This window comes from Caldisericota bacterium, from assembly GCA_034717215.1.
GTDB lineage: Bacteria > Caldisericota > Caldisericia > Caldisericales > Caldisericaceae > UBA646.
In genome coordinates this window covers 11,560-31,532 of the sequence record JAYELD010000115.1, presented here as the reverse complement: position 1 = coordinate 31,532, position 19,973 = coordinate 11,560, and the positions used below count along the sequence as shown (strand labels likewise).

Here is a 19,973-nt window from a genome sequence, read left to right as displayed (position 1 = left end):
CCCTGGGTATGTGAAATAGATAAAGAGGTTTAGTATATTTAGTTTTAAGATATTACCTTTTTAATTTTCTTAAAGGACTTCACTGTATTTTTATTATTTCTTCTTTTATTCATACAGTATTCATCTGCTAATAACTTTATTTTTTCTCACCTATTTTTGGACGTTCTTCTCTTATATTTTTTATGAATGATACAATCTCATGACTTATCTCGATCTTTCTTATTTTTTAAGTCTTGTTAGCTTAGGTATCAAACTTTCGGTTCCCCTTTTAACATTTTACTCTTTACATCCAGTCTTAGTTTATATATGTATACCTATCATTTTCTCTTAGATCCTTCTTTAATGTTCTTGTATATCTTTAATTTCTGTATAATATATTTAAAACAGTTTTACATGTTTTAGAGCTTATTCAATGGATTGAATAAGTGACGCAATGTGGTATAATTTTTTTAAACAGAAATGAGGAGGAAAGATGAAGATAGCCATAGGTTCTGACCATGCTGGGTTTCAATTAAAAGACGAATTAAAGGTATTTTTGCAAGAAAAAGGCATCGATGTGAAGGATTTTGGTACATATTCAGAAGAAAGTGTTGACTATCCTGATTATGCAATACCTTTAGCTGAGAGTGTTGCGAGGGGTGAAGAAAAGTTTGGAATTTTAATCTGTGGCACAGGTATTGGGATGGCAATTGCTGCAAATAAAGTAAAAGGTATTCGTGCAAGTCTTTGTGGCAGTGAGTATTCTGCTCGCTGTGCAAGGGAGCATAATGATGCGAATGTGCTTTGCCTGGCGGGAAGAGTTTTAAAAGAAGGACTTGCTAAAGAAATTGTAAATATCTGGCTTAATACTTCCTTTTTGGGTGGCAGGCATAAGCAAAGGATCGACAAAATAACAAATTATGAGAAAAAATAAGGATGTAGCAATTGATGGAGATGCAGGAAGTGGAAAATCTACCGTGGGAAGGCTCCTTGCAGATAGAATACAATTTGAATTCATCGATAGTGGGCTTCTTTATAGAGTTTTTGCATACACAGTTTTAAAAAAATGTGCAGGCGAAAGCGACAGGGAAGAATGGGTGGATGTCATACAAAACATCGAGTTCGATTTAAAGGAAAGAGTTATATATATCGACTGGAGGGATGTTAATGAGACAGAATTACGTAAAAAAGAAGTAGACGATCTTGTCTCGCCCGTATCTACGGTAAAAGAAATTAGAGAAATAGCAACAGAGAAATTGAGAAAAATTGCAGATTCAAAGAACGTTGTTATGGTAGGAAGAGATATAGGCTCTGTTGTGCTAAAAAATGCGTTTCTTAAAATTTATCTTACTGCTCCTATTGAGGTTCGTGCAAAAAGACGACATAAAGAACTTCTTGAAAAGAGAGTAAATATCACATTTGAGGAAGTTCTTGATAATTTAAAAAATAGAGATGTAATGGATTCTAATCGTGATATTTCTCCGCTTACAATTCCTCATGATGCTTATGTAATTGACACAAATTATCTTTCCCCTAAGAAAGTTGTTGATAAAATTATTCAATTTTTTAAAGGAAGGGAATATGTTTTATAAAACACTTCATATTTTTTGCAAATTATTTTTCAGACTCTTCTTTCATTTAGATGTTTATGGGGTAGAGAATGTCCCCCCAAAAAGGGGAGTAATTGTTACTCCAAATCACAGAAGCTTTTTGGATATTCCTGTTACAAGTGTTGCATTGCCAAGAAGAATGTATTCACTGGGGAAAAAAGAGGTTATTTCAGGAAGTAGGTTGGGATGGTTATATCAAATATTAGGGGGAATATCTCTCGATATAGACGGGACAGACTTGAAGGGCTTGAGAAATGCCATAGATGTGCTTAAACAAGGTAATCCTCTTCTTGTATTTCCGGAAGGTACGCGTTCTTTAACGCGAGAAGTTGGTCCCGTTAAGAAAGGAGTAGTTTTCCTTTCTTTTAAAGCAGGTGTGCCTATTGTGCCTGTAGGCATTGCAGGAACTGGTGAAGCATTGCATAAAACTTCAAAAAGGATAAAACTTTCACACCTGGTGGTTGTATTTGGAAAACCCATTAAACTGTGGGAGTTATTTGACTCAAAGAATAATTCTTTTTATGAAAGATCAACTGAATATCTTAGAAAAGAGATAAAGAAATGCGTGAAGTTAACAGAAGAAAAATTATAATTGCAAAAAATATTGGGTTTTGTTCTGGAGTTGAGCGGGCAGTAAAGCTTGCCGAAGAATCTCTCTCTCAGTGTAAAAAAATTTATACGCTTGATGCCTTATTGCATAACGAAAAGGAGATACGCAGACTGAAGAAGAGCGGTATTTCTAATTTAACTAGCTTAAAGCATAGAGGAAAAGTAGTGCTTCTTCCTGCTCATGGTTCTACTGTTATAGAACGAAAAAAAGCTGACGAGAATTTTGAAAAAGTGATTGATACGGTCTGCCCTTTTGTGTTAAGGACGGTACAGATTATTGAGAAACTTAAAAAAGAGAATTATAAGATAGCGATTGTAGGGGATAGAGGACATCGCGAGGTGAAAGTGCTTTCAGATGCTGCTTCTTGCAATCTTCTTGGTGTATTTCAGGACAGGGATGAAATAAAGGAAGAATTAAGGACATCAAAAATAGGCGTGTTAGCGCAATCTACTATAGACCAAGATACTTTTTTTTCTATCGCCAGTGAATTAATGACAATCGCAGATGAGCTAAGACTTTTTAATACAGTATGCAGGGAGACATTGAGGCGTCAGACGGAGGCAAAAGCGATTGCAAAAAAAGCTGATTGCATAATTGTGATTGGAGATAAGACAAGCGCAAATTCATGTAAATTATTCCAGATGGTAAAGGAGATCAATAAACATTCATATTTTATTCAAACTGAAGATGATTTAGCAATCATTCCTTTTAAAAGTTTCAACATTATAGGGATTGTATCTGGTACGTCTACTCCCTATTGGCTCATTGAGAAAGTAGTAAGGAGGATTGGGAAATGAAAATATCTGTTATTGGGGCAGGTGCGTGGGGTACGACTATTGCAGAACTTTTAGGAGAAAAAGGTTTTGATGTGGCACTATGGATACACAGTAAAAAGACTCTTAACGCAATTCAAGAATGGAACGAAAATATTTATTACTTGAAAAGGGTAAAGCTTCATTCTATTGCTAAATATACGATAGATATTAATGAAGCTCTTAGTAACGCAGAAATTATTGTTTTGACTGTGCCAGCACAAAAATTAAGAAGTGTTATTTCGGATGTATCTCCTTCTGATGCACCTATTGTTGTTAATCTTGCAAAAGGAATAGAAATAAATTCCGGGAAACGTATGTCTCAAGTAATACACGAAATATGGACTGGTATACCTTCTAAAAACATTACTTCTCTGTCAGGACCAAATTTTTCTTTCGAGATTGCAAGAAAAATGCCTGCTGCAACAGTAATAGGTGGAGAAGATGAAGCTATCCTAAAAGGACTGCAAGATGTTTTTTTGACAGATTCTTTTAGAGTGTATTATACAACAGACCTTTTGGGTGTTGAATTGGGGGGTTCTGTAAAAAATGTGCTTGCTGTTGGCGCTGGGATAAGCGATGGACTTGGTTTTGGTGATAGTAGCAAATCCTCTCTTGTTGTGAGGGGTGTCAGCGAACTTATCCGTTTTGGTGTGGTTCTTGGCGGTAAAAAAGAGACATTTTATGGATTATCCGGGATGGGAGATTTGATTGCCACATCTTTTAGTAAACTAAGCAGAAATAGATGGGCAGGTGAAGAGATCGGAAAAGGAAAAAGTAAAGAAGGAATAGAGGAATCTACAAATCAAGTGGTTGAGGGACTATACACGGTAAAATCAGTATACTCATTAAAGGAAAAGCTTAATATAGATATGCCGATAACTACTGCAATTTATAACATTGTTTACCAGCATAAACCACCGAAGGAAGAATTGCAAAAATTGATGCGAAGGCCGACAAAGAAAGAGTCCTAAACTGCTTAATTTTTATGCATGTTTTGCTTAAATTAATAGAGGCACGTGCCTTAAAGAAAAATTTGTTTGTCTAATTATTACGATAGAGGGCTTGGTAAATTTTAAGAATGTAGGAAATTTCGGCAACATTAAAATCTTATACTTACCATTTAACAAAATTTTATAGCATGTTATATTATAAAAAAGGGGAGGCAAAAATGAAGTTGCTTATAATTTATATGGACAAATTTTGGTACAGGACTACAACGAAAACACTTTCGGAACTTAAGAGCGAGGAAAAGCAAGGAACCTTTCAGGATGTGCTTGTAGGTTTTATTCACTCAGAGAAAGAAGACGAGGAAGAAGTTGATAAAAAAGTAAAAAAACTTATCAAGAGTTTAAAATGGGCGGCAGGTAAAAATAAGACAAAACGCATTGTTTTGCATTCTTTTGCCCATCTATCTAAAAGTAAGGCTGATCCAGAGGTTGCACTTAGTATACTGGAGAAGGCAGAAGAGAGGCTTAAAAGTGTAGGGTATGAAGTTTGCCAAACTCCATTTGGGCATTTTTTAAACCTGGAAGTTTCGGCTCCTGGTATTTCTCAAGCACGAATCTTTCAAGATCTATAATTTTTTGTGACTATTGCATCGCATTAGAAAACCATTATAATAAGAAGGATTCGGGGCGTGGCGTAGTTTGGTTAGCGCACCTGCATGGGGTGCAGGGGGTCGGAAGTTCGAATCTTCTCGCCCCGACCATTTTATATCGGGATGTGGCTCAGCTTGGTAGAGCGCTTGGTTCGGGACTAAGAGGTCATGGGTTCAAATCCCATCATCCCGACCATTTAAGATAACTTAATTTAAGGAGCGTAATATAGTGAATCAAAATAAAGCTCCTCTTTATGAGGCTATTATTGGATATGTTGAAAGGGATATGATTCATTTTCATATGCCAGGTCATTCAAGTGGAAGAGGAGTACCTCGTTATTTCAAAAAACTTTTCGGTAATAACTTATTCAAATTTGATCTTACAGAAGTCTCAGGCCTTGATTACCTTCATTATTCAAAAGGTGTTATAAAACAAGCGGAAGAACTTGCGGCTGACCTCTATAGAGTAAAGAATACATTTTTTTTAATAAACGGAACGACAGCAGGAGTTCACGCTATGATACTTGCTACCTGTAAAGAAGGTGACAAAATTATAGTGGGGAGAAATTCTCATAGGTCTGTCATGGGAGGTATTATTGAGTCTGGGGCTAATCCAGTATTTGTACATCCAGAATTTAACAACGATTTTGGCATTATTACAAACCTTACAGCTACTGAGCTTGAAAAGGCAATACAAGATAATTTAGATGCGAAGGCGGTATTAATAACTACCCCTAATTATTATGGAATTCAGGGAGATTTAAAAAAAATAATTGATATTGTGCACAAATATAATATGTATGCACTAGTAGATGAGGCACATGGTGCACATTTTCCATTTCATCCTTCTTTTCCTACAAGCGCTATTGAATATGGCGCGGATATAGTTGTCCAGAGCGCACATAAAACACTTCCTACATTCACACAGACTTCTCTTCTTCATATTGTAACTGATAATGTTAACACAGATATTGTGGAACAAGTACTTGCTACTATAGAAAGTTCAAGCCCATCCTATATATTTATGGCTTCTCTTGATATAGTAAGAAGAGAGATGGCTATCAACGGGAGAAAGCTATGGGAGAAATCTATTGAGGTGGCAGATTATGCAAGAGAAGAGATTAAAAAAATAGATGGTTTTAGGATAGTAGATTCTTCTATTATAAATGGTAAGGACATTTATGCTATTGATCCCATAAAACTTGCCATAAATGTTGAAGATATGGGTTTTTCTGGATTTGAGTTTGAGCTTTTTCTTAATAAACATAATATAGAGATCGAACTTTCTGATTTGCAAAATGTACTCCTTTTTGTTACAATTGGAACGAGAAAGAGGGATGTAAAATCCCTTTTAAAAGTTTTAAGATCTGTGAAAAAAAAATCAGGAGGAGTGGACAAGATGATATCTTTTCCTGTAGCTGGGAAGCAAGTTTATTCGCCTAATGATGTGTTTAACTTGAATTATAAAATAGAGTTGCTGGACAAGGCAGTAAATAAAGTCAGCTGGGGAGTTGTTGCGCCTTACCCTCCTGGTATTCCTGTTCTAGTTCCTGGTATGGAAATATCACAGGAAGCGATAAATTTTATTCATATAATGGAAAACAAAGGTGGCATGATCCAGGGAGCTATCATGCGAGATGGTAAGATTTATATGAGAGTTGTGGATGATTTGCAATAAGCAAGAGGAAGGTGTATATGATTGAAAGAGATATACTTGTTTCGATAAGCGAAACAGAGAAAAAAGCCAAACAGATTCTTAATAAGGCAGAAAAAGAAGCAGCCCTTCTTAAACAAAAAATGGCACAAGAGCAAGAAGATTTTGTGAATAAATTGGAAGAAGAATTTGCTGAAAAGAAAAAAAGAGAAGAGGAGAAAAATAAAAAGTTGGTACAAGAAGAAGTTAAAAAAATAAAGATATCTTACGAAAAAAAATTAAAAGAATTGAAAAATATTGCCTCACGAGAAGCAGAACAAATAGCAAAAAAACTTGCGGAGAAGGTTATCAAAAGTTAATGGCGATTGAAAAACTTCAAAAGGTTCACATTGTTTGCCAAAAAGAAGAGAAAGACGCTATTTTAGATGAGATTTATAGATTGGGTGTTTTCCATATCGATAAGTTTTCCCCTTCATGCGTGAAAGATGGTGAAAATTATTTTACGCATCCTGTTTCTGCTCATACTGTTTCTAATAAACTGAACACGATTTCCTCTATATTTTCAGTTTTTAAGCAGTTTGGTGTAGAACAGAAAGGTTTTATCAGTGCTTTCCTTCCGGAAGATGAAAGGTTTTCGAGAGAAGAATTTGATAATATTATAATAAAATTCCCATTGGACGATTTTTTTAATGAACTCTCCAGTCTTTCTATAAGATATTCAAAATTACAGAAAGAAGAAAACGGATTAAAGGAAGAAAAGATTCTGATAAATTCCATTGTAGAATTCCCATTCGAGTTTGCAGTCCTTTCAGGAACAGAGGAAACTAATTCATTTATTGGCATAATGGATGGAAAAAATTTTGACAAATTGCTTTCCAGCAAAAAGGAACTTATAGAGAAAAATTTTCTATATGTTTTTGGAGAAAAGAGGGTTAAAGCAAAATTCTTCTTTCTTTATTTAAAGGAAGACGAGGAAGAAGTTATGAACTTGATGAAAGAGTATAGAATTGAAAAAATCTTGGTAACAGAAACTTTCTCTGGTTTTATTGAAGAGGAAACAGATAGAATTTTACAAAGGTTCTCAGGACTTGAAAAAGAAAAAGAGATTATTCTCTCCAGAATTAAGGAATATTACAAAGAAAAGGGGAAGCTTCTTGCAATTAAGGATTACTATGAATCTATGGAGAGAAAATATAAATCTATAAACTATACTGTTGAGAGCAAGAAAAATGTTGTTTTTAGAGGATTTGTAAGAGAAAAAGATTTCGATAAGCTCAATGAAATGGAAAAAAGGTCTCACAGTGTTGTTATATCTTCAGAGCCTACGGTACATGATGCTGTACCCGTTGCCTTAAATAATAACTCTTTCTTTAGGCCTTTTGAAATGCTAATTAAAATGTTTGGCGTGCCATCTTATTTTACACTTGACCCTACACCGATTGTTGCAATTCTTTTTTCTATCTTTTTTGGTGTTGCTTTAGGCGATGCGTTTTATGGTTTACTTATTGTCTTGGGCTGCTTGTATTTTTTGAAGCGGTACAGAGGAAATGCCGGAGTAGAAAAATTCTTTAAAATATTTCTGTATGGAGGTTCCATTGCTATTGTTGTGGGTTTTTTAACAGGTTCTGTTGTGGGAAATTTCTTTCCTATGTATTTTTCACATATATCGTTTACGCATTTTCTTGGAAAGTTGCAAATTATAGATCCCTCCTCTGCAGAAGGTTCTATCGAATTTCTAACATTTTCAATTGGTTTGGGAATCCTTGTGCAACTCTTGGGAATATTACTAAGTATGATAATAAGATTTAGAAGAAAAGAATATGCAGAAGGGGTTTTCAACGGACTTGGATGGTTTTTATTTGCTCCTTCATTAGTCCTTTTGTTATTTGTTGGACAGTACCCGCAAATTAAAATTCCTGTATATACACTTCTTGTTGTAGGTTTCATTCTTTTGCTTGCAGGTGGATGGATTTCTGTACGTCAGCCATTACTTAAACCGGTTGCTGCACTGATTAATATCTATGGAATCAGAAGTTCGTATGGTTTGACAAGCTTTCTCGGCGATGCGCTTTCCTATTCTCGCTTGTTTGTATTGGGGCTTAGTACATCTATTCTTGCATCATCGTTTAACATTGTGGGTAAACTTTTTGGTGATTTACTTGGCCCTCTCGGTTTTTTTGCTATGCTGTTATTGCTGCTGTTTGGGCATAGTCTTACATTGGCAATGAATTCTCTTAGTGCATTTATACATTCTATACGTTTGCTTTTCCTTGAGTTCTTCTGTAGATTTTATGATATTGCCAGTGTTGAATTTATGCCTTTAGGCCTTGAATTAAAAAATATAAGAATTATTACAAAAATAAAGGAGGTTGAAGTTAATGGAAAATCTTAGTTCACAGAGCTTAAGCATCTATCTTTTTGGCACAAATGGACCTTTGTGGGTTGTGATGGGTGCAGTAATTGTAGTTGCGTTAGGAGGAATAGGATCTGCAATTGCAATTGGAAGGACAACAGCTCATACAGCAGGAGTGCTTTCTGAAAAACCGGAGCTTTTTGGTAAATTGCTTGTACTTATGTCTCTTCCTGGAACACAGGGTTTTTATGGATTTGTAGTAGCATTTCTTATGATGCAGAGTTTTGGTTTAACAAGTGGAAATCCTCAGGCATCGTTCGGGCAAGGAATGTCAATGTTTGTTATGGGAATCTTTGTTGGGCTTGTACAATTTCGGAGCTCTATTGCACAGGGTAATTCAGCTATCGGTGCTATAGATCTTACTGGGAAAAGTCCTAAAGAAGGCGGCCGTGCAATTCTTCTTCCTGGGCTTGTTGAGATGTATGCTGTTCTTGCTTTACTCGTTGCAGTGCTTTTCATTATGTGGATTGGAGGAAAAGCCTTTTAATTTGTCTTATGAGCATAGAAAAACTGAAGAAACGAATAGAAGATAAAGCCATAGAAGAGACAAAACTTCTTTTAGATGACGAAAAAAAGAGGAATCTAGAAGAGTTTAAAAAATTTGCAGAGAGCAAAGAAAAAGAATTCTCAATAAGACTTGGAAAACTACTTAGCGATATGGAAAGTGAAACAAAAAAGAGAATTGCTCAGGAGACACGGAAGTTGGATAGAATTCTCCTTGAAGAAAAAAGAACCCTTCTCGGTGCCCTTTTTTTACAGGTAGAAAATCAAATTTCTTCTATAAAAAAGGATTTATATTTGAATCTTATTAAGAAATTAATTTTAAGAGATGCACCGCTTGGAGAATCTATTTTACTTGTTAATAAGCATGATTATGAATTTATTAAAAAAAAATTCATAGACAATATAAATAAAGAATTACAAAAGAGCAAAAGAAACATAAAGCTTTCAAAAAAGACAATTAACATAAAAGGCGGATGCATCTTAAAGGGAAGTGAAATAGAAGTGGATGATTCCATTTCTTCCCTTGTAAGGGAATTAAGAGAAGAAGAGGAGATAGTTGCAGCGAAGGAGCTCTTTAAGGAGTTATGATGAGAGAAGAATTTCTTATTGAAAGAAAAGAAGCTGATGTCTATAACTATATTTCTGGTAGGGTGAAAGTTCTTGAAACTATGCTTTTTACACGCGAAACATTCGAGCATTTTGTCACTCTTTCTATGGAGGAGCTGCGCAGAGAGCTGTTAGATACACCTTACAGAGAATTTATTATGAGCAATGAATTCTTTGATCAGGCAATATTTCAACGTTTTTACTTTGATATTAACGATATGGAAAAATATGTTTCGAAAGGGTTTATAAATGCATTTTTCAAAAATAAAGAAATTTTCTTGAAGATTAAAAAATGGGTGCTTTCTCCCGATGCTATTGAAACGATGCCTTTGTATATTGAACTACGCAGATTTGCAGAGGAAGGGAGTGGCAATTTTCCAATTGAATTCCATGAATCATGTACGAAAATGTCTCTCTTTAAAGAAAACCCATTAAAAGTAGCAATAGCACTTGATATTTATAGACTAAAGTATCTTGTTAGTAGTGCGGCTTTTGTGGGTTCAGATCTTATCAAACAATATTACAGCACTTATACAGAGTCCGAACTCCAGAATATTTTTTACAGACTGAAGGGGTTTATGGACTCACGTCTTGTGAAAGAAAAAGACCTTCTTGAAATTCTTTCTACTGTTTTTGAAGTGCTTCCTTCTTTTGAGTTTAGCAGAAAAGCAGTGGGTATAAAGAACAAAGGGCAGTTCAGGGAGTTTGTATTGGAATCGGGAGAGATAAATGATCTTATGCTGAAAAGGCGCTTGATAAAAATTCTCGAGAAAGGGAAATTTGTAAATATTGGGATTGAAGTAATTTTTGTTTATTTAAAAAGGCTCGAGTTTGAGATAGAAACGCTCTCAATACTTATAAGTGGAAAAAAAACGCAGATGAGTAGAGATGAAATTCTTGAGAGGGTGAGTATCTCTTATGCATAAACTTGCTTTTGTAGGCGAAGAGCGGATAGGAGCTCTTTTTAGAAGTTTTGGGTTTGATGTGTTTGTCGTAAAAGATAGCAATGAAGCTGCTAAGCAGATTGCAGATATTGTGAAAAAGAAAAAGTTTAACATTGTGGTTACAACAGAAGATTTTGTAGATAGACTTAAGGAATTTGTAGAGGAACGACGTAAGGGACTACCTATAGTTTTTGTATTACCTTCTCCTGTAGAATATAAAGGTACTGGCATTGAATGGGTTCGATACTCAGTGGAGAAGGCAATAGGCATAGATATTTTTTCAAAAAAGAATGAATAAGGAGTGTGTTGCATGAAAGAGAAGGCAGGAAGAGTTGTCAAGGTATCTGGTCCACTTGTAATTGCTGAGAATATTCCTCAGGCAAAGATGTTTGAAATGGTGTATGTAAGCGATAAAAAACTCTTTGGAGAAATAATCGAAATTAAAGAAAATAAAGCTTCCATACAGGTTTATGAGGATACAAGCGGTATTAGTCCCGGTGAATCTGTCTATTCTACAGGACTTCCACTCAGTGTGGAGCTTGGTCCCGGGCTCATTGGTTCTATATACGATGGAGTACAGAGACCTTTGGATAAACTTCGCAAGGAGTATGGAGATTTTATCTCAAGAGGGGCATATAAACCAGCACTAAACAGGGAAAAAGAATGGTTATTTGAGCCTCTGGTAAGAAAAGGAGCTACTGTAAAAACTGGAAATGTGATTGGAAAAGTTCAGGAAACACCTGTAATAATGCATAAAATAATTGTTCCCAGTGGCATAGAAGGAGAGATTATAAGTATTATTGAAAAGAAGAAAGTGACAGTGGAAGAGGTCGTAGCACGAGTAAAAACTATAGAAGGAACGAAAGAGATAAAGCTTTTTCAGAAATGGCCAGTTAGAGTTGCACGCCCTGTTTTGAAAAGACTTCCTCCAATTAATCCTCTTATTACAGGGCAAAGGGTCATAGATGCTTTTTTTCCTATAGCAAGTGGTGGTACTGCTTGCGTGCCGGGCCCATTTGGCAGTGGGAAAACCGTTATTCAGCATCAGCTCGCCAAATGGTCTGATGCGGATATCGTTATATTTATTGGTTGTGGAGAGCGTGGAAATGAAATGACTGATGTGCTTATGGAGTTTCCCGAGTTAAAAGATCCCCGTACAGGCAGACCATTGATGGAGAGAACAGTTCTTATTGCAAATACATCTAATATGCCAGTAGCCGCAAGGGAGGCGTCTGTATTTACTGGGATTACAATCGGAGAATATTACAGGGATATGGGATATAATGTTGCACTGATGGCAGATTCTACTTCTCGTTGGGCAGAAGCAATGCGAGAAATGTCCGGAAGACTTGAAGAAATGCCTGGTGAAGAAGGTTATCCTGCATATCTTGCTTCTCGAATTGCAAGTTTCTACGAAAGAGCTGGAAGAGTTTTTATTCTTGGAAGTGAAAAAGAAGCGGCACTAAGTGTTGTCGGTGCTGTTTCCCCTCCAGGCGGAGATCTGTCTGATCCTGTTGTACAGGCAACTCTCAGAACAGTAAGAGTGTTCTGGTCTCTTGATGCACAACTTGCATATGCGCGGCACTTTCCTTCTATCCATTGGTTAAGAAGTTATTCATTATATGTAGATATGCTTTCTGATTTTTACAAAAAAGAGATGGGAGAAGAATGGATTGAGATACGGCAGGAGGCAATGAAGATATTAAGAAGAGAAGCAGAATTGCAGGAAATGGTGCGGCTTATTGGAATAGATGCCCTTTCTTCAAAAGATAGACTTATTATGGAAACGGCCCGTTTGATACGAGAGGATTTCCTTCAGCAGAATGCATTCATGGATGAAGATACTTATACTTCTTTAAAGAAACAGTATAGAATGATGAAATTAATTCATTTGTTTAATAAACTTGCAGCTCATGCATTGGATAAAAATGTGGAATTGGATAAAATTCTTTCCCTCCCTGTACGAGTTGAGATCTCGAGAGCGAAGCTTATATCCGAAAAAGAGCTAAAGAAATTCGACGCTATAGAGGAGAAAATTGGAAGTTTATTCAATATGCTTGTAAAAGAGGTGGAGAATGGCTAAAGAATATGTAACAGCGAGAGAAATAGCAGGCCCCTTGCTTATTGTTGATCATATAGAGGGAGCAAAGTATAACGAAATTGTGCAGATAAAAGCAGTTGATGGTAGCATTAAAAATGGCCAGGTGCTTGAGGTAGACGGAGACAGGGCTTTGATACAAGTGTTTGAAGGAACTTCTGGTTTGAATCTTGGGGGGACTCGAGTAAAATTTTTGGGTAAAGGCGTTGAAGTAGGCCTTTCGCCATCTATCCTTGGAAGAATATTTAATGGATCAGGAGTCCCAATTGACGGGAGTTCTGCTATTATTCCAGAGAAACGAATGGATATTAATGGAAACCCTTTGAATCCTTATGCGAGAAATTACCCGTCAGAATTTATTCAAACTGGTATTTCTGCTATTGATGGTCTGAATACACTTGTAAGGGGGCAAAAGCTTCCTATTTTTTCCGGGTCTGGTTTGCCGCATGCACAGGTAGCGGCTCAAATTGCCAGGCAGGCAAAGGTATTAGGCAAAGAAGAGAAGTTTGCAGTTGTGTTTGTAGCTATGGGAATTACGTTTGAAGAAGCAAACTATTTTATGGAAGATTTTAAAAAAACGGGAGCGCTAGAGCGTTCTGTAATGTTTCTAAATCTTGCTAATGACCCTGTTATTGAACGAATTGCTACACCTAGATTTGGATTAACTGTTGCTGAATATCTTGCGTTTGATTTAGGTATGCATGTTCTCGTCATTTTAACTGATATGACCAACTATTGTGAAGCTTTGAGAGAAATCTCTGCAGCACGAAAAGAAGTACCAGGAAGGCGAGGGTACCCGGGGTATATGTATACGGATCTTGCAACTATGTATGAAAGGGCAGGGAGAATAAAGGAAAAGAAAGGCTCAATTACACAGATTCCAATTCTTACAATGCCGGAGGATGATAAAACTCATCCCATAGCAGACCTCACCGGATATATTACTGAAGGGCAGATGTTCCTTAATAGAAATTTGTTTCAGCAGGCAATTTACCCTCCAATTGATGTATTGCCTTCTTTGTCACGATTAAAAGACAAAGGGGTTGGTAACGGAAAAACACGTGAAGATCATGCTGATGTGTTGAATCAGCTTTTTGCTGCGTATGCAAGGGGAAGGGAAGTGCGAGAACTTGCAGTTGTGTTAGGAGAATCTGCTCTTACAAAAACTGACCTTATCTTTGTCCGTTTTGCCGATGAATTTGAACAAAAGTTTGTGAAGCAAGGTGAATATGAAAACAGGTCAATTGAAGAAACGCTTGATATAGGTTGGCGTTTGCTCTCAATGTTCCCTGTGGGCGAATTAAAGAGGATCAGGCCTGAATATATTGAAAAATATTTGAGTAGGCACACTACATCCAGTGAGGGTGACAAAAAAAATGCTGATTAATGTAAATCCTACTCGAATGGAACTTCTCCGGCTTAAAGGTAGATATGTCTTCGCAAAGAGGGGGTATAAGCTTTTAAAGGATAAACTTGAAGGACTTATGCGTGGTTTTTTGGATGTTGCGAATAAGTTTATAGAAAACAGGAAAGAACTCGATGAGAAGTTTATGCATCTACAGCGTAATTTTTATGTTTCAACGGCAGATATTTCCACTGATGAACTGTTTTCTCTATTGCTTGGTAGCAGTTTTTCAGTAGATATGACGGCGGAAGAGGGATCGGTTATGAATGTAAAATTTCCTGTGTTTAAAGAAAAAGAAGAAGGTATTCCTTATTCTTATCCAATTACTTTTACTCACGAAGAAATAGATATTGTTTTTAAAGAAATGAAAGAAATCCTTAAAGAAATTATAACTCTTTCTTCTGTTGAAAGGGAATTATATTGCATCGCTGAGGAAATTTCAAAAACGCGCAGAAGAGTTAATGCGCTTGAATACATTATGATACCCGATCTTGAAGAGACGATTAAATATATTTCAGGCAAATTGGAAGAAATGGAAAGAGGTAATATAGCTCGTTTACTTAAAATAAAGGATACAATAAGAAGCCACTGATGAAAATATTGAAATTTAAAAAAATATGTGCTGGTAGGCTCCTTGCTCTTTATAATAAAACTGTTCAGCACGACGATGGTACTGTGTGGGAACGAGAAGTTGTGAGTTATGGTGGATATGCTGCGGCAATAGTCGCTGAATACAATGGAAATATTATCCTTGTATCACAATTTAGGGCAGCCGTAGAGGAAGAACTTTTGGAAATTCCTGCGGGAAGAGTTGAAAAGAATGAGCTTCCCGAGGAAGCTGCTATAAGAGAGCTGGAGGAAGAAGTAGGTATTATTCCTCAAAACATAAAAAAGATTGCGGAATTTTACTCAAGTCCTGGTTTTGTAGACGAAAAGATGTACCTTTTTTATGCAGATCAGTTTAAACAAGGCAGTGTACACCTTGATGCAGGCGAAGATTTGTCTGTAAAACTTTTGCCTGTTTCAGAAGTGGATAATTATTTAAGTACAAATAAAATCAGAGACGCTAAGACATATTTAGGGCTTTTGTACTGGAAGGCGATGAAAGGAAATGAATAAAAATACTTTAAAAGAAAATGTAAGATTGTTTTTGGAGCACCTTTCTTCTGATAAAAAAATAGCAGCTAACACTGTTTGTGCTTACACTAATGATATTGCAAAGTTTTTACACTTTGTTGAAAAAAGTGGAGTAACAAAATGGAGTGCGGTTGATACTAAATTTATTGAGCACTATTTAAACAAGATTAAGAAAGATATGAGTAAGGCAAGCGTTAAACGAAATATTGCAAGCTTAAAAAAGCTTTATAAATATTTATATGAAAGAAAATTAATAGAAAAAAGGGATTTTAGAAAAATAGGATATTTTAAGAATGAGTTGCAATCTTATCCAGAAGTGCTTACCGTCCGTGAGGTTAAATTAATGACCGACGCAGCTAAAGGCCGAGGGTTTCTTGGGGTGCGGGATAAAGCAATGCTTCTTTTTCTTTATAGCGTAGGAGCTAAAGCATCCGAGGTGTGTGTGGTAAAGGTTAGTGATCTCGATTTGAAAAACCATTTGTTTATTTATAGGAATCATATTGGCAAGCGAGAGGTTCCTTTTTGTGAAGAATTAATTCCTTTTTTGAAAGATTATCTTAAAGCAAGGAAAAGGATTCTTGCAAAATTGGAGAAAAAGGACTCAGGTTATCTCTTTTTGAATCGGAGTGGCGACAAATTAACGAGGCAAAGTATATATCTTTTAGTGAAGAAATATGCAAAAGAATCTGACATAAACAAGAAAGTAACACCTTGCACACTCAGGCATTCGGTTACTTCCCATCTTTTTTTCTTTGGTAATGCGGATCTTGATGAAATGAAGAGGATTTTTGGGTATATTACTACTCCGCTTGTTTTGAAAAATACAATGCTTCCAGAAGAATATACATATTTTGTTTATCTTAAAAAGCACCCACTTTTTAAGCATAGATAATGTTCTATTTTTCATACCAGATAGCATCATTTGCATTGTTTTTAGTTTCTCATCTTCCTGTAAAAGTGTGTTATTGGATTAGTAATTTTTTTGCCATGTTGAGTTTTCTTTTGTTTTATAAACAAAGAAGAAAGGTTTTTAAAAATTTAAAGCGTATCTTAAGAGATAAAGACAAAAAGAAGATAAGAAGTATAGCCTTCAACCTTTATAAGAATTTTGTAGCAAATATAGTTGATTATCTTTTATTATTCACGCGTGAAAAAAAATGGATTGAAGATAGGTTTATTGTAGATGGAGTAGATGAAAAACTGAAAGAGCTTGCTTCATCTAAAAAAGGAATCATTATTGCTACTGCACATCTTGGAAATTGGGAAGCTGCAGGTTTTATCCTTGGATATATGGGTTATCGTGCGCATGGTATCGGACTTCCTCAGCCTGACGAAAGAATGGAAAATTTGTATAAAAAGATGAGAGAAAAAGGGAATGTTGTTGTCCACCCATTTCCCGGAGGAGTTATTGGAGTGTATAAAGCTTTAAAAAATAATGAAGTCGCTTCAATAGTAAGTGATAGAGATATTAATAAGGATGGGATCAAGACCAGATTTTTTGGTAAATGCGTGACATTTCCTGGAGGAGCAGCTCTTCTTGCATACAGGACTGGAGCAAGAAGTATTTTTGGATTTGCTGTAAAAGAAAAAGGGAAGTATAAAGCATGTGTTAGTCATGAAATTATTATTGACAGAAGCAAGGGAGAAAAAGCGTTCATAGAAGAATATGTAAAGAAATTTGCATCACTACTGGAAGAATATGTTAAAAAGTATCCAGATCGCTGGTATCATTTTTTTGATTATTTTGAGGAGTACAAATGTTAATAGCTGTCATTCCTGCTTATAATGAAGAAAAAAATATAAGGAGTGTAGTTCAAAAAACTCTAAATCATGCAGATTTTGTTGTTGTAGTAGATGACGGATCTATGGATAATACAAGCGAAGAAGCCAGACAAGGCGGTGCGTTTGTTATAAGAAATAAAGTGAATAAGGGGAAAGCAGGAGCAATGAATGTTGGTTTTAAGTATGTACTTAAGAAAGGTGCGGATTTTATTGTTGTTTTAGATGCTGATGGTCAACATGATCCTGATGAAATTCCTCTGTTTGTGAATAAAATACATGAAGGTTTTGATATCGTAGTAGGCGCAAGGAGATTTGATAGAGAGCTTATGCCGGTGAGTAGGAGACTTGCTAATATTTTTTCTTCCTTTCTTACCTCTCTTGTTGCTGGCACAAAAATTTTGGATAGCCAGTCAGGTTATAGAATTATTCGAAAAAGTGTACTTGAAAAAATATGCCTTACTTCTAGTAGATATCAAATAGAAACAGAAATGCTTATAAAAGGCGCAAAATGTGGATTTAAAATATGTTTTGTCCCCATTAAAACAATATATATACACCAGGCACAAAGCAAGATTAATCAGTTTGTTGATCCTGTAAGATTTGTATTTCTTGTTGTAAAGCTATTTTTCTGGAGGTGCAAATGAGAGAAATACTTGATTTACATGTGCATTCACGCTTTAGTCGCGCAACAAGCAAAAACATAAGTATAGAAGGCATGGCAGAAGTGGCAAAGAAGAAAGGGATTACTATCCTTGGGACAGGGGACATTACTCACCCGGAATGGATGAAAGAGGTCAAAACGAAGCTTATAGATTTGAAAAACGGTCTATTTGAATTTGGTGGCGTAAAATTTATTCTTTCAGGTGAGATAAATATTGTTTTTAACATAGATGGCAAATTAAGAAAAATACATCTCCTTCTTACTGTACCGTCTTTTGATTTGTTGGATGTTTTGAATGCAGAACTTGCGTGTTTTGGTAATCTTCTTTCTGATGGACGTCCTACGATTTTTATCTCGGGAGAGAAGCTTTTAAAACTAATTTCTTCTATATCAGATAAAATTTTTGTTATTCCTGCACATGTTTGGACACCATGGTTTGGGCTATTTGGCTCAAAGTATGGTTTTGATAGAATCGAAGATTGTTTTGGCGATGAAACTTATAAAATTTTTGCATTGGAAACAGGATTAAGTTCCGACCCTTACATGAATTATCTTGTGCGGGACATTGACCGCTTTACAATGATTTCCAATTCCGATGCTCATTCTTTGGAAAACCTTGGCAGAGAAGCAAATGTGATGGAGAATGTTTATTCTTATGAAGAAATTTTTACCGCAATTAAGAATAAAGATATGAAAAAGTTTCTTTTTACGATTGAATTTTTCCCGGAAGAGGGTAAATATTTTGGTGATGGCCACAGGAAGTGTGAAGTGCATTTTGTGCCAGAAAATGGGAAAAAGATTTTTTGCCCTGTTTGTGGCAAACCTCTTACCTATGGAGTTTTTCATAGGGTAATGGATCTTGCAGGATGGAAGAAGGAAGAGAGGAGTGATGGAAAAATTCCATTTGTACACATCATTCCACTCAAGGAAATTATCTCACAGGTTTTACAAAAAGGGAAAGGAACAAAAGCAGTTGAGAGAGAATATCAAAATGTGCTGAATGAATTAAATACAGAATTTGATGTCTTGATTTTTAAAAGTGAAAGAGTTTTGTTTGATAAAATTAATGTAAATGTAGCAAAGGCTATCGTTGCGATGCGTAATGGAAATGTAGTAAAACAAGCTGGATATGACGGGGAATATGGCAAATTAACAATAAGTATGGAAGGAGAACAACAAGTTGAATTATTTAATTGATCGGTTCGGTCGCAAAATAACTTATATACGGTTTTCTGTTACTTCAAGGTGCAATTTTAATTGCCTATACTGTGTTTCTCATATCGACGAAGGCAAGAAAACAACAGAATTTACTAAGGATGATATGGCATTTTTATTTCGTACAGTATCTGAATTGGGAATCGAAAAAGTGCGGATTACAGGTGGAGAGCCTTTACTTCGCGAAGACATCATTGATATTGTGCGAAGTGCCAGTGTTAATAAAAACATAAAAGAAATTGTTTTGACTACTAACGGGTCTTTGTTGAGGCAATTTGCTCAACCTTTAAAAGATGTAGGGCTTACACGTGTAAATATTAGCCTGGATACTTTACGGCGAGAAACGTTTGAGGAAATTACACAGAGAGATTTTTTTGAAAATGTGATGGATGGAGTGAGCGCATCTATTAATGTTGGTCTTACTCCAGTAAAAATTAATACGGTCCTAATGAAGGGCATAAACGAAGAAGATATTATTCCTATTGCAGAGCTTTCTTTAAAGTATCCTGTTATTGTGCGCTTTATCGAACTTATGCCAGTATGGGATAATGGTTTTTGGAAGGATCATTATATGAGTTTTGCAGAAGCATTTGATACAATAAAGAGAAAATATAAGTTAAGTGCAGGTAAAGGTGCCAAAGGAGAGGTTGCGGATTATTATGAAATTGTAGGAAGTGAGGGAAAAATAGGCTTTATTACTCCTGTGAGCCAGCACTTTTGTGCTACTTGCAACAGAATTCGTATTACTGCAATGGGGAAGATATATCCTTGCCTCTTTTCCAATGAAAGTATTGATATATGGGATGCAGTCAAATTACAAGACAGAGACAAGTTGATTAAACTTATTGAGAAATCTGTTGAAATTAAGCCTGCAGCGCACGGAGATATTAAAAAGGATGATAAACAGTTCATTAAAAATATGAAAGAGTTAGGGGGATGATTG

Annotated in this window: 22 protein-coding genes and 2 tRNA genes; all 24 read left to right on the top strand. The window is 35.7% G+C overall.

Going from position 1 to position 19,973, the window contains the following annotated elements; translation table 11 throughout:
• The first annotated feature begins 472 nt into the window (after positions 1-472).
• The 24 genes from rpiB to moaA all read left to right on the top strand — a co-directional run bounded on the left by rpiB (position 473) and on the right by moaA (position 19,970).
• A complete protein-coding gene (gene rpiB / locus U9Q18_04560) occupies positions 473-913 on the top strand; it encodes a ribose 5-phosphate isomerase B (GenBank protein ID MEA3313628.1) in 441 nt (146 codons plus the stop codon).
• Entirely contained in the window at positions 900-1,571 is a 672-nt protein-coding gene (cmk, locus tag U9Q18_04555; GenBank protein ID MEA3313627.1) for a (d)CMP kinase, read from the top strand. Before rpiB ends, cmk begins: the two co-directional genes overlap by 14 nt.
• Positions 1,561-2,181, top strand: coding sequence for a lysophospholipid acyltransferase family protein (locus U9Q18_04550; protein MEA3313626.1), 621 nt, complete (start codon positions 1,561-1,563; stop codon positions 2,179-2,181). The genes cmk and U9Q18_04550 overlap by 11 nt, the downstream gene beginning before the upstream one ends.
• Positions 2,151-2,996: a 4-hydroxy-3-methylbut-2-enyl diphosphate reductase gene (ispH, locus tag U9Q18_04545; GenBank protein MEA3313625.1), complete on the top strand. Its 846-nt coding sequence runs from the start codon at positions 2,151-2,153 to the stop codon at positions 2,994-2,996. The genes U9Q18_04550 and ispH overlap by 31 nt, the downstream gene beginning before the upstream one ends.
• Positions 2,993-3,985 (top strand): NAD(P)H-dependent glycerol-3-phosphate dehydrogenase, encoded by a 993-nt coding sequence (locus U9Q18_04540; GenBank protein MEA3313624.1) that lies wholly within the window; start codon positions 2,993-2,995, stop codon positions 3,983-3,985. Before ispH ends, U9Q18_04540 begins: the two co-directional genes overlap by 4 nt.
• Before the next feature lie 197 nt (positions 3,986-4,182).
• A complete protein-coding gene (locus U9Q18_04535) occupies positions 4,183-4,593 on the top strand; it encodes a threonyl-tRNA synthetase editing domain-containing protein (protein MEA3313623.1) in 411 nt (136 codons plus the stop codon).
• Between the two features lie 51 nt (positions 4,594-4,644).
• Positions 4,645-4,722, top strand: a tRNA-Pro gene (locus tag U9Q18_04530).
• Between the two features lie 8 nt (positions 4,723-4,730).
• Positions 4,731-4,807 (top strand) — tRNA-Pro (locus tag U9Q18_04525).
• Between the two features lie 33 nt (positions 4,808-4,840).
• A complete protein-coding gene (locus U9Q18_04520; protein ID MEA3313622.1) occupies positions 4,841-6,289 on the top strand; it encodes an aminotransferase class I/II-fold pyridoxal phosphate-dependent enzyme in 1,449 nt (482 codons plus the stop codon).
• Between the two features lie 17 nt (positions 6,290-6,306).
• Positions 6,307-6,624, top strand: coding sequence for a hypothetical protein (locus U9Q18_04515; GenBank protein ID MEA3313621.1), 318 nt, complete (start codon positions 6,307-6,309; stop codon positions 6,622-6,624).
• On the top strand, positions 6,624-8,657 hold the full coding sequence (locus U9Q18_04510) for a V-type ATPase 116kDa subunit family protein (GenBank protein ID MEA3313620.1): 2,034 nt from the start codon (positions 6,624-6,626) through the stop codon (positions 8,655-8,657). Before U9Q18_04515 ends, U9Q18_04510 begins: the two co-directional genes overlap by 1 nt.
• On the top strand, positions 8,644-9,165 hold the full coding sequence (locus U9Q18_04505; GenBank protein ID MEA3313619.1) for a V-type ATP synthase subunit K: 522 nt from the start codon (positions 8,644-8,646) through the stop codon (positions 9,163-9,165). Before U9Q18_04510 ends, U9Q18_04505 begins: the two co-directional genes overlap by 14 nt.
• Positions 9,166-9,173: 8 nt before the next feature.
• Positions 9,174-9,770 (top strand): hypothetical protein, encoded by a 597-nt coding sequence (locus tag U9Q18_04500; protein MEA3313618.1) that lies wholly within the window; start codon positions 9,174-9,176, stop codon positions 9,768-9,770.
• On the top strand, positions 9,770-10,714 hold the full coding sequence (locus U9Q18_04495) for a V-type ATPase subunit (GenBank protein MEA3313617.1): 945 nt from the start codon (positions 9,770-9,772) through the stop codon (positions 10,712-10,714). Before U9Q18_04500 ends, U9Q18_04495 begins: the two co-directional genes overlap by 1 nt.
• Positions 10,707-11,030: a V-type ATP synthase subunit F gene (locus tag U9Q18_04490; GenBank protein ID MEA3313616.1), complete on the top strand. Its 324-nt coding sequence runs from the start codon at positions 10,707-10,709 to the stop codon at positions 11,028-11,030. Before U9Q18_04495 ends, U9Q18_04490 begins: the two co-directional genes overlap by 8 nt.
• A gap of 12 nt (positions 11,031-11,042) precedes the next feature.
• Positions 11,043-12,815 carry a V-type ATP synthase subunit A gene (locus tag U9Q18_04485; protein ID MEA3313615.1) on the top strand — a complete coding sequence of 591 codons (1,773 nt, stop codon included), beginning with the start codon at positions 11,043-11,045 and terminating at the stop codon, positions 12,813-12,815.
• Positions 12,808-14,217, top strand: coding sequence for a V-type ATP synthase subunit B (locus tag U9Q18_04480; GenBank protein ID MEA3313614.1), 1,410 nt, complete (start codon positions 12,808-12,810; stop codon positions 14,215-14,217). Before U9Q18_04485 ends, U9Q18_04480 begins: the two co-directional genes overlap by 8 nt.
• Positions 14,207-14,827, top strand: a complete 621-nt coding sequence (locus U9Q18_04475; protein MEA3313613.1) for a V-type ATP synthase subunit D — start codon at positions 14,207-14,209, stop codon at positions 14,825-14,827. The genes U9Q18_04480 and U9Q18_04475 overlap by 11 nt, the downstream gene beginning before the upstream one ends.
• On the top strand, positions 14,827-15,354 hold the full coding sequence (locus tag U9Q18_04470) for an NUDIX hydrolase (GenBank protein MEA3313612.1): 528 nt from the start codon (positions 14,827-14,829) through the stop codon (positions 15,352-15,354). The genes U9Q18_04475 and U9Q18_04470 overlap by 1 nt, the downstream gene beginning before the upstream one ends.
• Positions 15,347-16,264 carry a tyrosine-type recombinase/integrase gene (locus U9Q18_04465; protein MEA3313611.1) on the top strand — a complete coding sequence of 306 codons (918 nt, stop codon included), beginning with the start codon at positions 15,347-15,349 and terminating at the stop codon, positions 16,262-16,264. Before U9Q18_04470 ends, U9Q18_04465 begins: the two co-directional genes overlap by 8 nt.
• On the top strand, positions 16,264-17,136 hold the full coding sequence (locus U9Q18_04460; GenBank protein MEA3313610.1) for a lysophospholipid acyltransferase family protein: 873 nt from the start codon (positions 16,264-16,266) through the stop codon (positions 17,134-17,136). Before U9Q18_04465 ends, U9Q18_04460 begins: the two co-directional genes overlap by 1 nt.
• A complete protein-coding gene (locus U9Q18_04455; GenBank protein MEA3313609.1) occupies positions 17,130-17,798 on the top strand; it encodes a glycosyltransferase family 2 protein in 669 nt (222 codons plus the stop codon). Before U9Q18_04460 ends, U9Q18_04455 begins: the two co-directional genes overlap by 7 nt.
• The gene (locus U9Q18_04450) at positions 17,795-19,012 is read left to right on the top strand and encodes an endonuclease Q family protein (GenBank protein MEA3313608.1); all 1,218 of its coding nucleotides are present in this window, start codon (positions 17,795-17,797) and stop codon (positions 19,010-19,012) included. Before U9Q18_04455 ends, U9Q18_04450 begins: the two co-directional genes overlap by 4 nt.
• Positions 18,996-19,970 (top strand): GTP 3',8-cyclase MoaA, encoded by a 975-nt coding sequence (moaA, locus tag U9Q18_04445; protein ID MEA3313607.1) that lies wholly within the window; start codon positions 18,996-18,998, stop codon positions 19,968-19,970. The genes U9Q18_04450 and moaA overlap by 17 nt, the downstream gene beginning before the upstream one ends.
• Positions 19,971-19,973: the final 3 nt, after the last annotated feature.

Bases quoted from the DNA above. Each gene is read 5' to 3' on its own strand.
- rpiB (MEA3313628.1), top strand. From the start codon at position 473: ATGAAGATAGCCATAGGTTCTGACCATGCTGGGTTTCAATTAAAAGAC.
- cmk (MEA3313627.1), top strand. From the start codon at position 900: ATGAGAAAAAATAAGGATGTAGCAATTGATGGAGATGCAGGAAGTGGA.
- U9Q18_04550 (MEA3313626.1), top strand. From the start codon at position 1,561: ATGTTTTATAAAACACTTCATATTTTTTGCAAATTATTTTTCAGACTC.
- ispH (MEA3313625.1), top strand. From the start codon at position 2,151: ATGCGTGAAGTTAACAGAAGAAAAATTATAATTGCAAAAAATATTGGG.
- U9Q18_04540 (MEA3313624.1), top strand. From the start codon at position 2,993: ATGAAAATATCTGTTATTGGGGCAGGTGCGTGGGGTACGACTATTGCA.
- U9Q18_04535 (MEA3313623.1), top strand. From the start codon at position 4,183: ATGAAGTTGCTTATAATTTATATGGACAAATTTTGGTACAGGACTACA.
- U9Q18_04515 (MEA3313621.1), top strand. From the start codon at position 6,307: ATGATTGAAAGAGATATACTTGTTTCGATAAGCGAAACAGAGAAAAAA.
- U9Q18_04510 (MEA3313620.1), top strand. From the start codon at position 6,624: ATGGCGATTGAAAAACTTCAAAAGGTTCACATTGTTTGCCAAAAAGAA.
- U9Q18_04505 (MEA3313619.1), top strand. From the start codon at position 8,644: ATGGAAAATCTTAGTTCACAGAGCTTAAGCATCTATCTTTTTGGCACA.
- U9Q18_04500 (MEA3313618.1), top strand. From the start codon at position 9,174: ATGAGCATAGAAAAACTGAAGAAACGAATAGAAGATAAAGCCATAGAA.
- U9Q18_04495 (MEA3313617.1), top strand. From the start codon at position 9,770: ATGAGAGAAGAATTTCTTATTGAAAGAAAAGAAGCTGATGTCTATAAC.
- U9Q18_04490 (MEA3313616.1), top strand. From the start codon at position 10,707: ATGCATAAACTTGCTTTTGTAGGCGAAGAGCGGATAGGAGCTCTTTTT.
- U9Q18_04485 (MEA3313615.1), top strand. From the start codon at position 11,043: ATGAAAGAGAAGGCAGGAAGAGTTGTCAAGGTATCTGGTCCACTTGTA.
- U9Q18_04480 (MEA3313614.1), top strand. From the start codon at position 12,808: ATGGCTAAAGAATATGTAACAGCGAGAGAAATAGCAGGCCCCTTGCTT.
- U9Q18_04475 (MEA3313613.1), top strand. From the start codon at position 14,207: ATGCTGATTAATGTAAATCCTACTCGAATGGAACTTCTCCGGCTTAAA.
- U9Q18_04470 (MEA3313612.1), top strand. From the start codon at position 14,827: ATGAAAATATTGAAATTTAAAAAAATATGTGCTGGTAGGCTCCTTGCT.
- U9Q18_04465 (MEA3313611.1), top strand. From the start codon at position 15,347: ATGAATAAAAATACTTTAAAAGAAAATGTAAGATTGTTTTTGGAGCAC.
- U9Q18_04460 (MEA3313610.1), top strand. From the start codon at position 16,264: ATGTTCTATTTTTCATACCAGATAGCATCATTTGCATTGTTTTTAGTT.
- U9Q18_04455 (MEA3313609.1), top strand. From the start codon at position 17,130: ATGTTAATAGCTGTCATTCCTGCTTATAATGAAGAAAAAAATATAAGG.
- U9Q18_04450 (MEA3313608.1), top strand. From the start codon at position 17,795: ATGAGAGAAATACTTGATTTACATGTGCATTCACGCTTTAGTCGCGCA.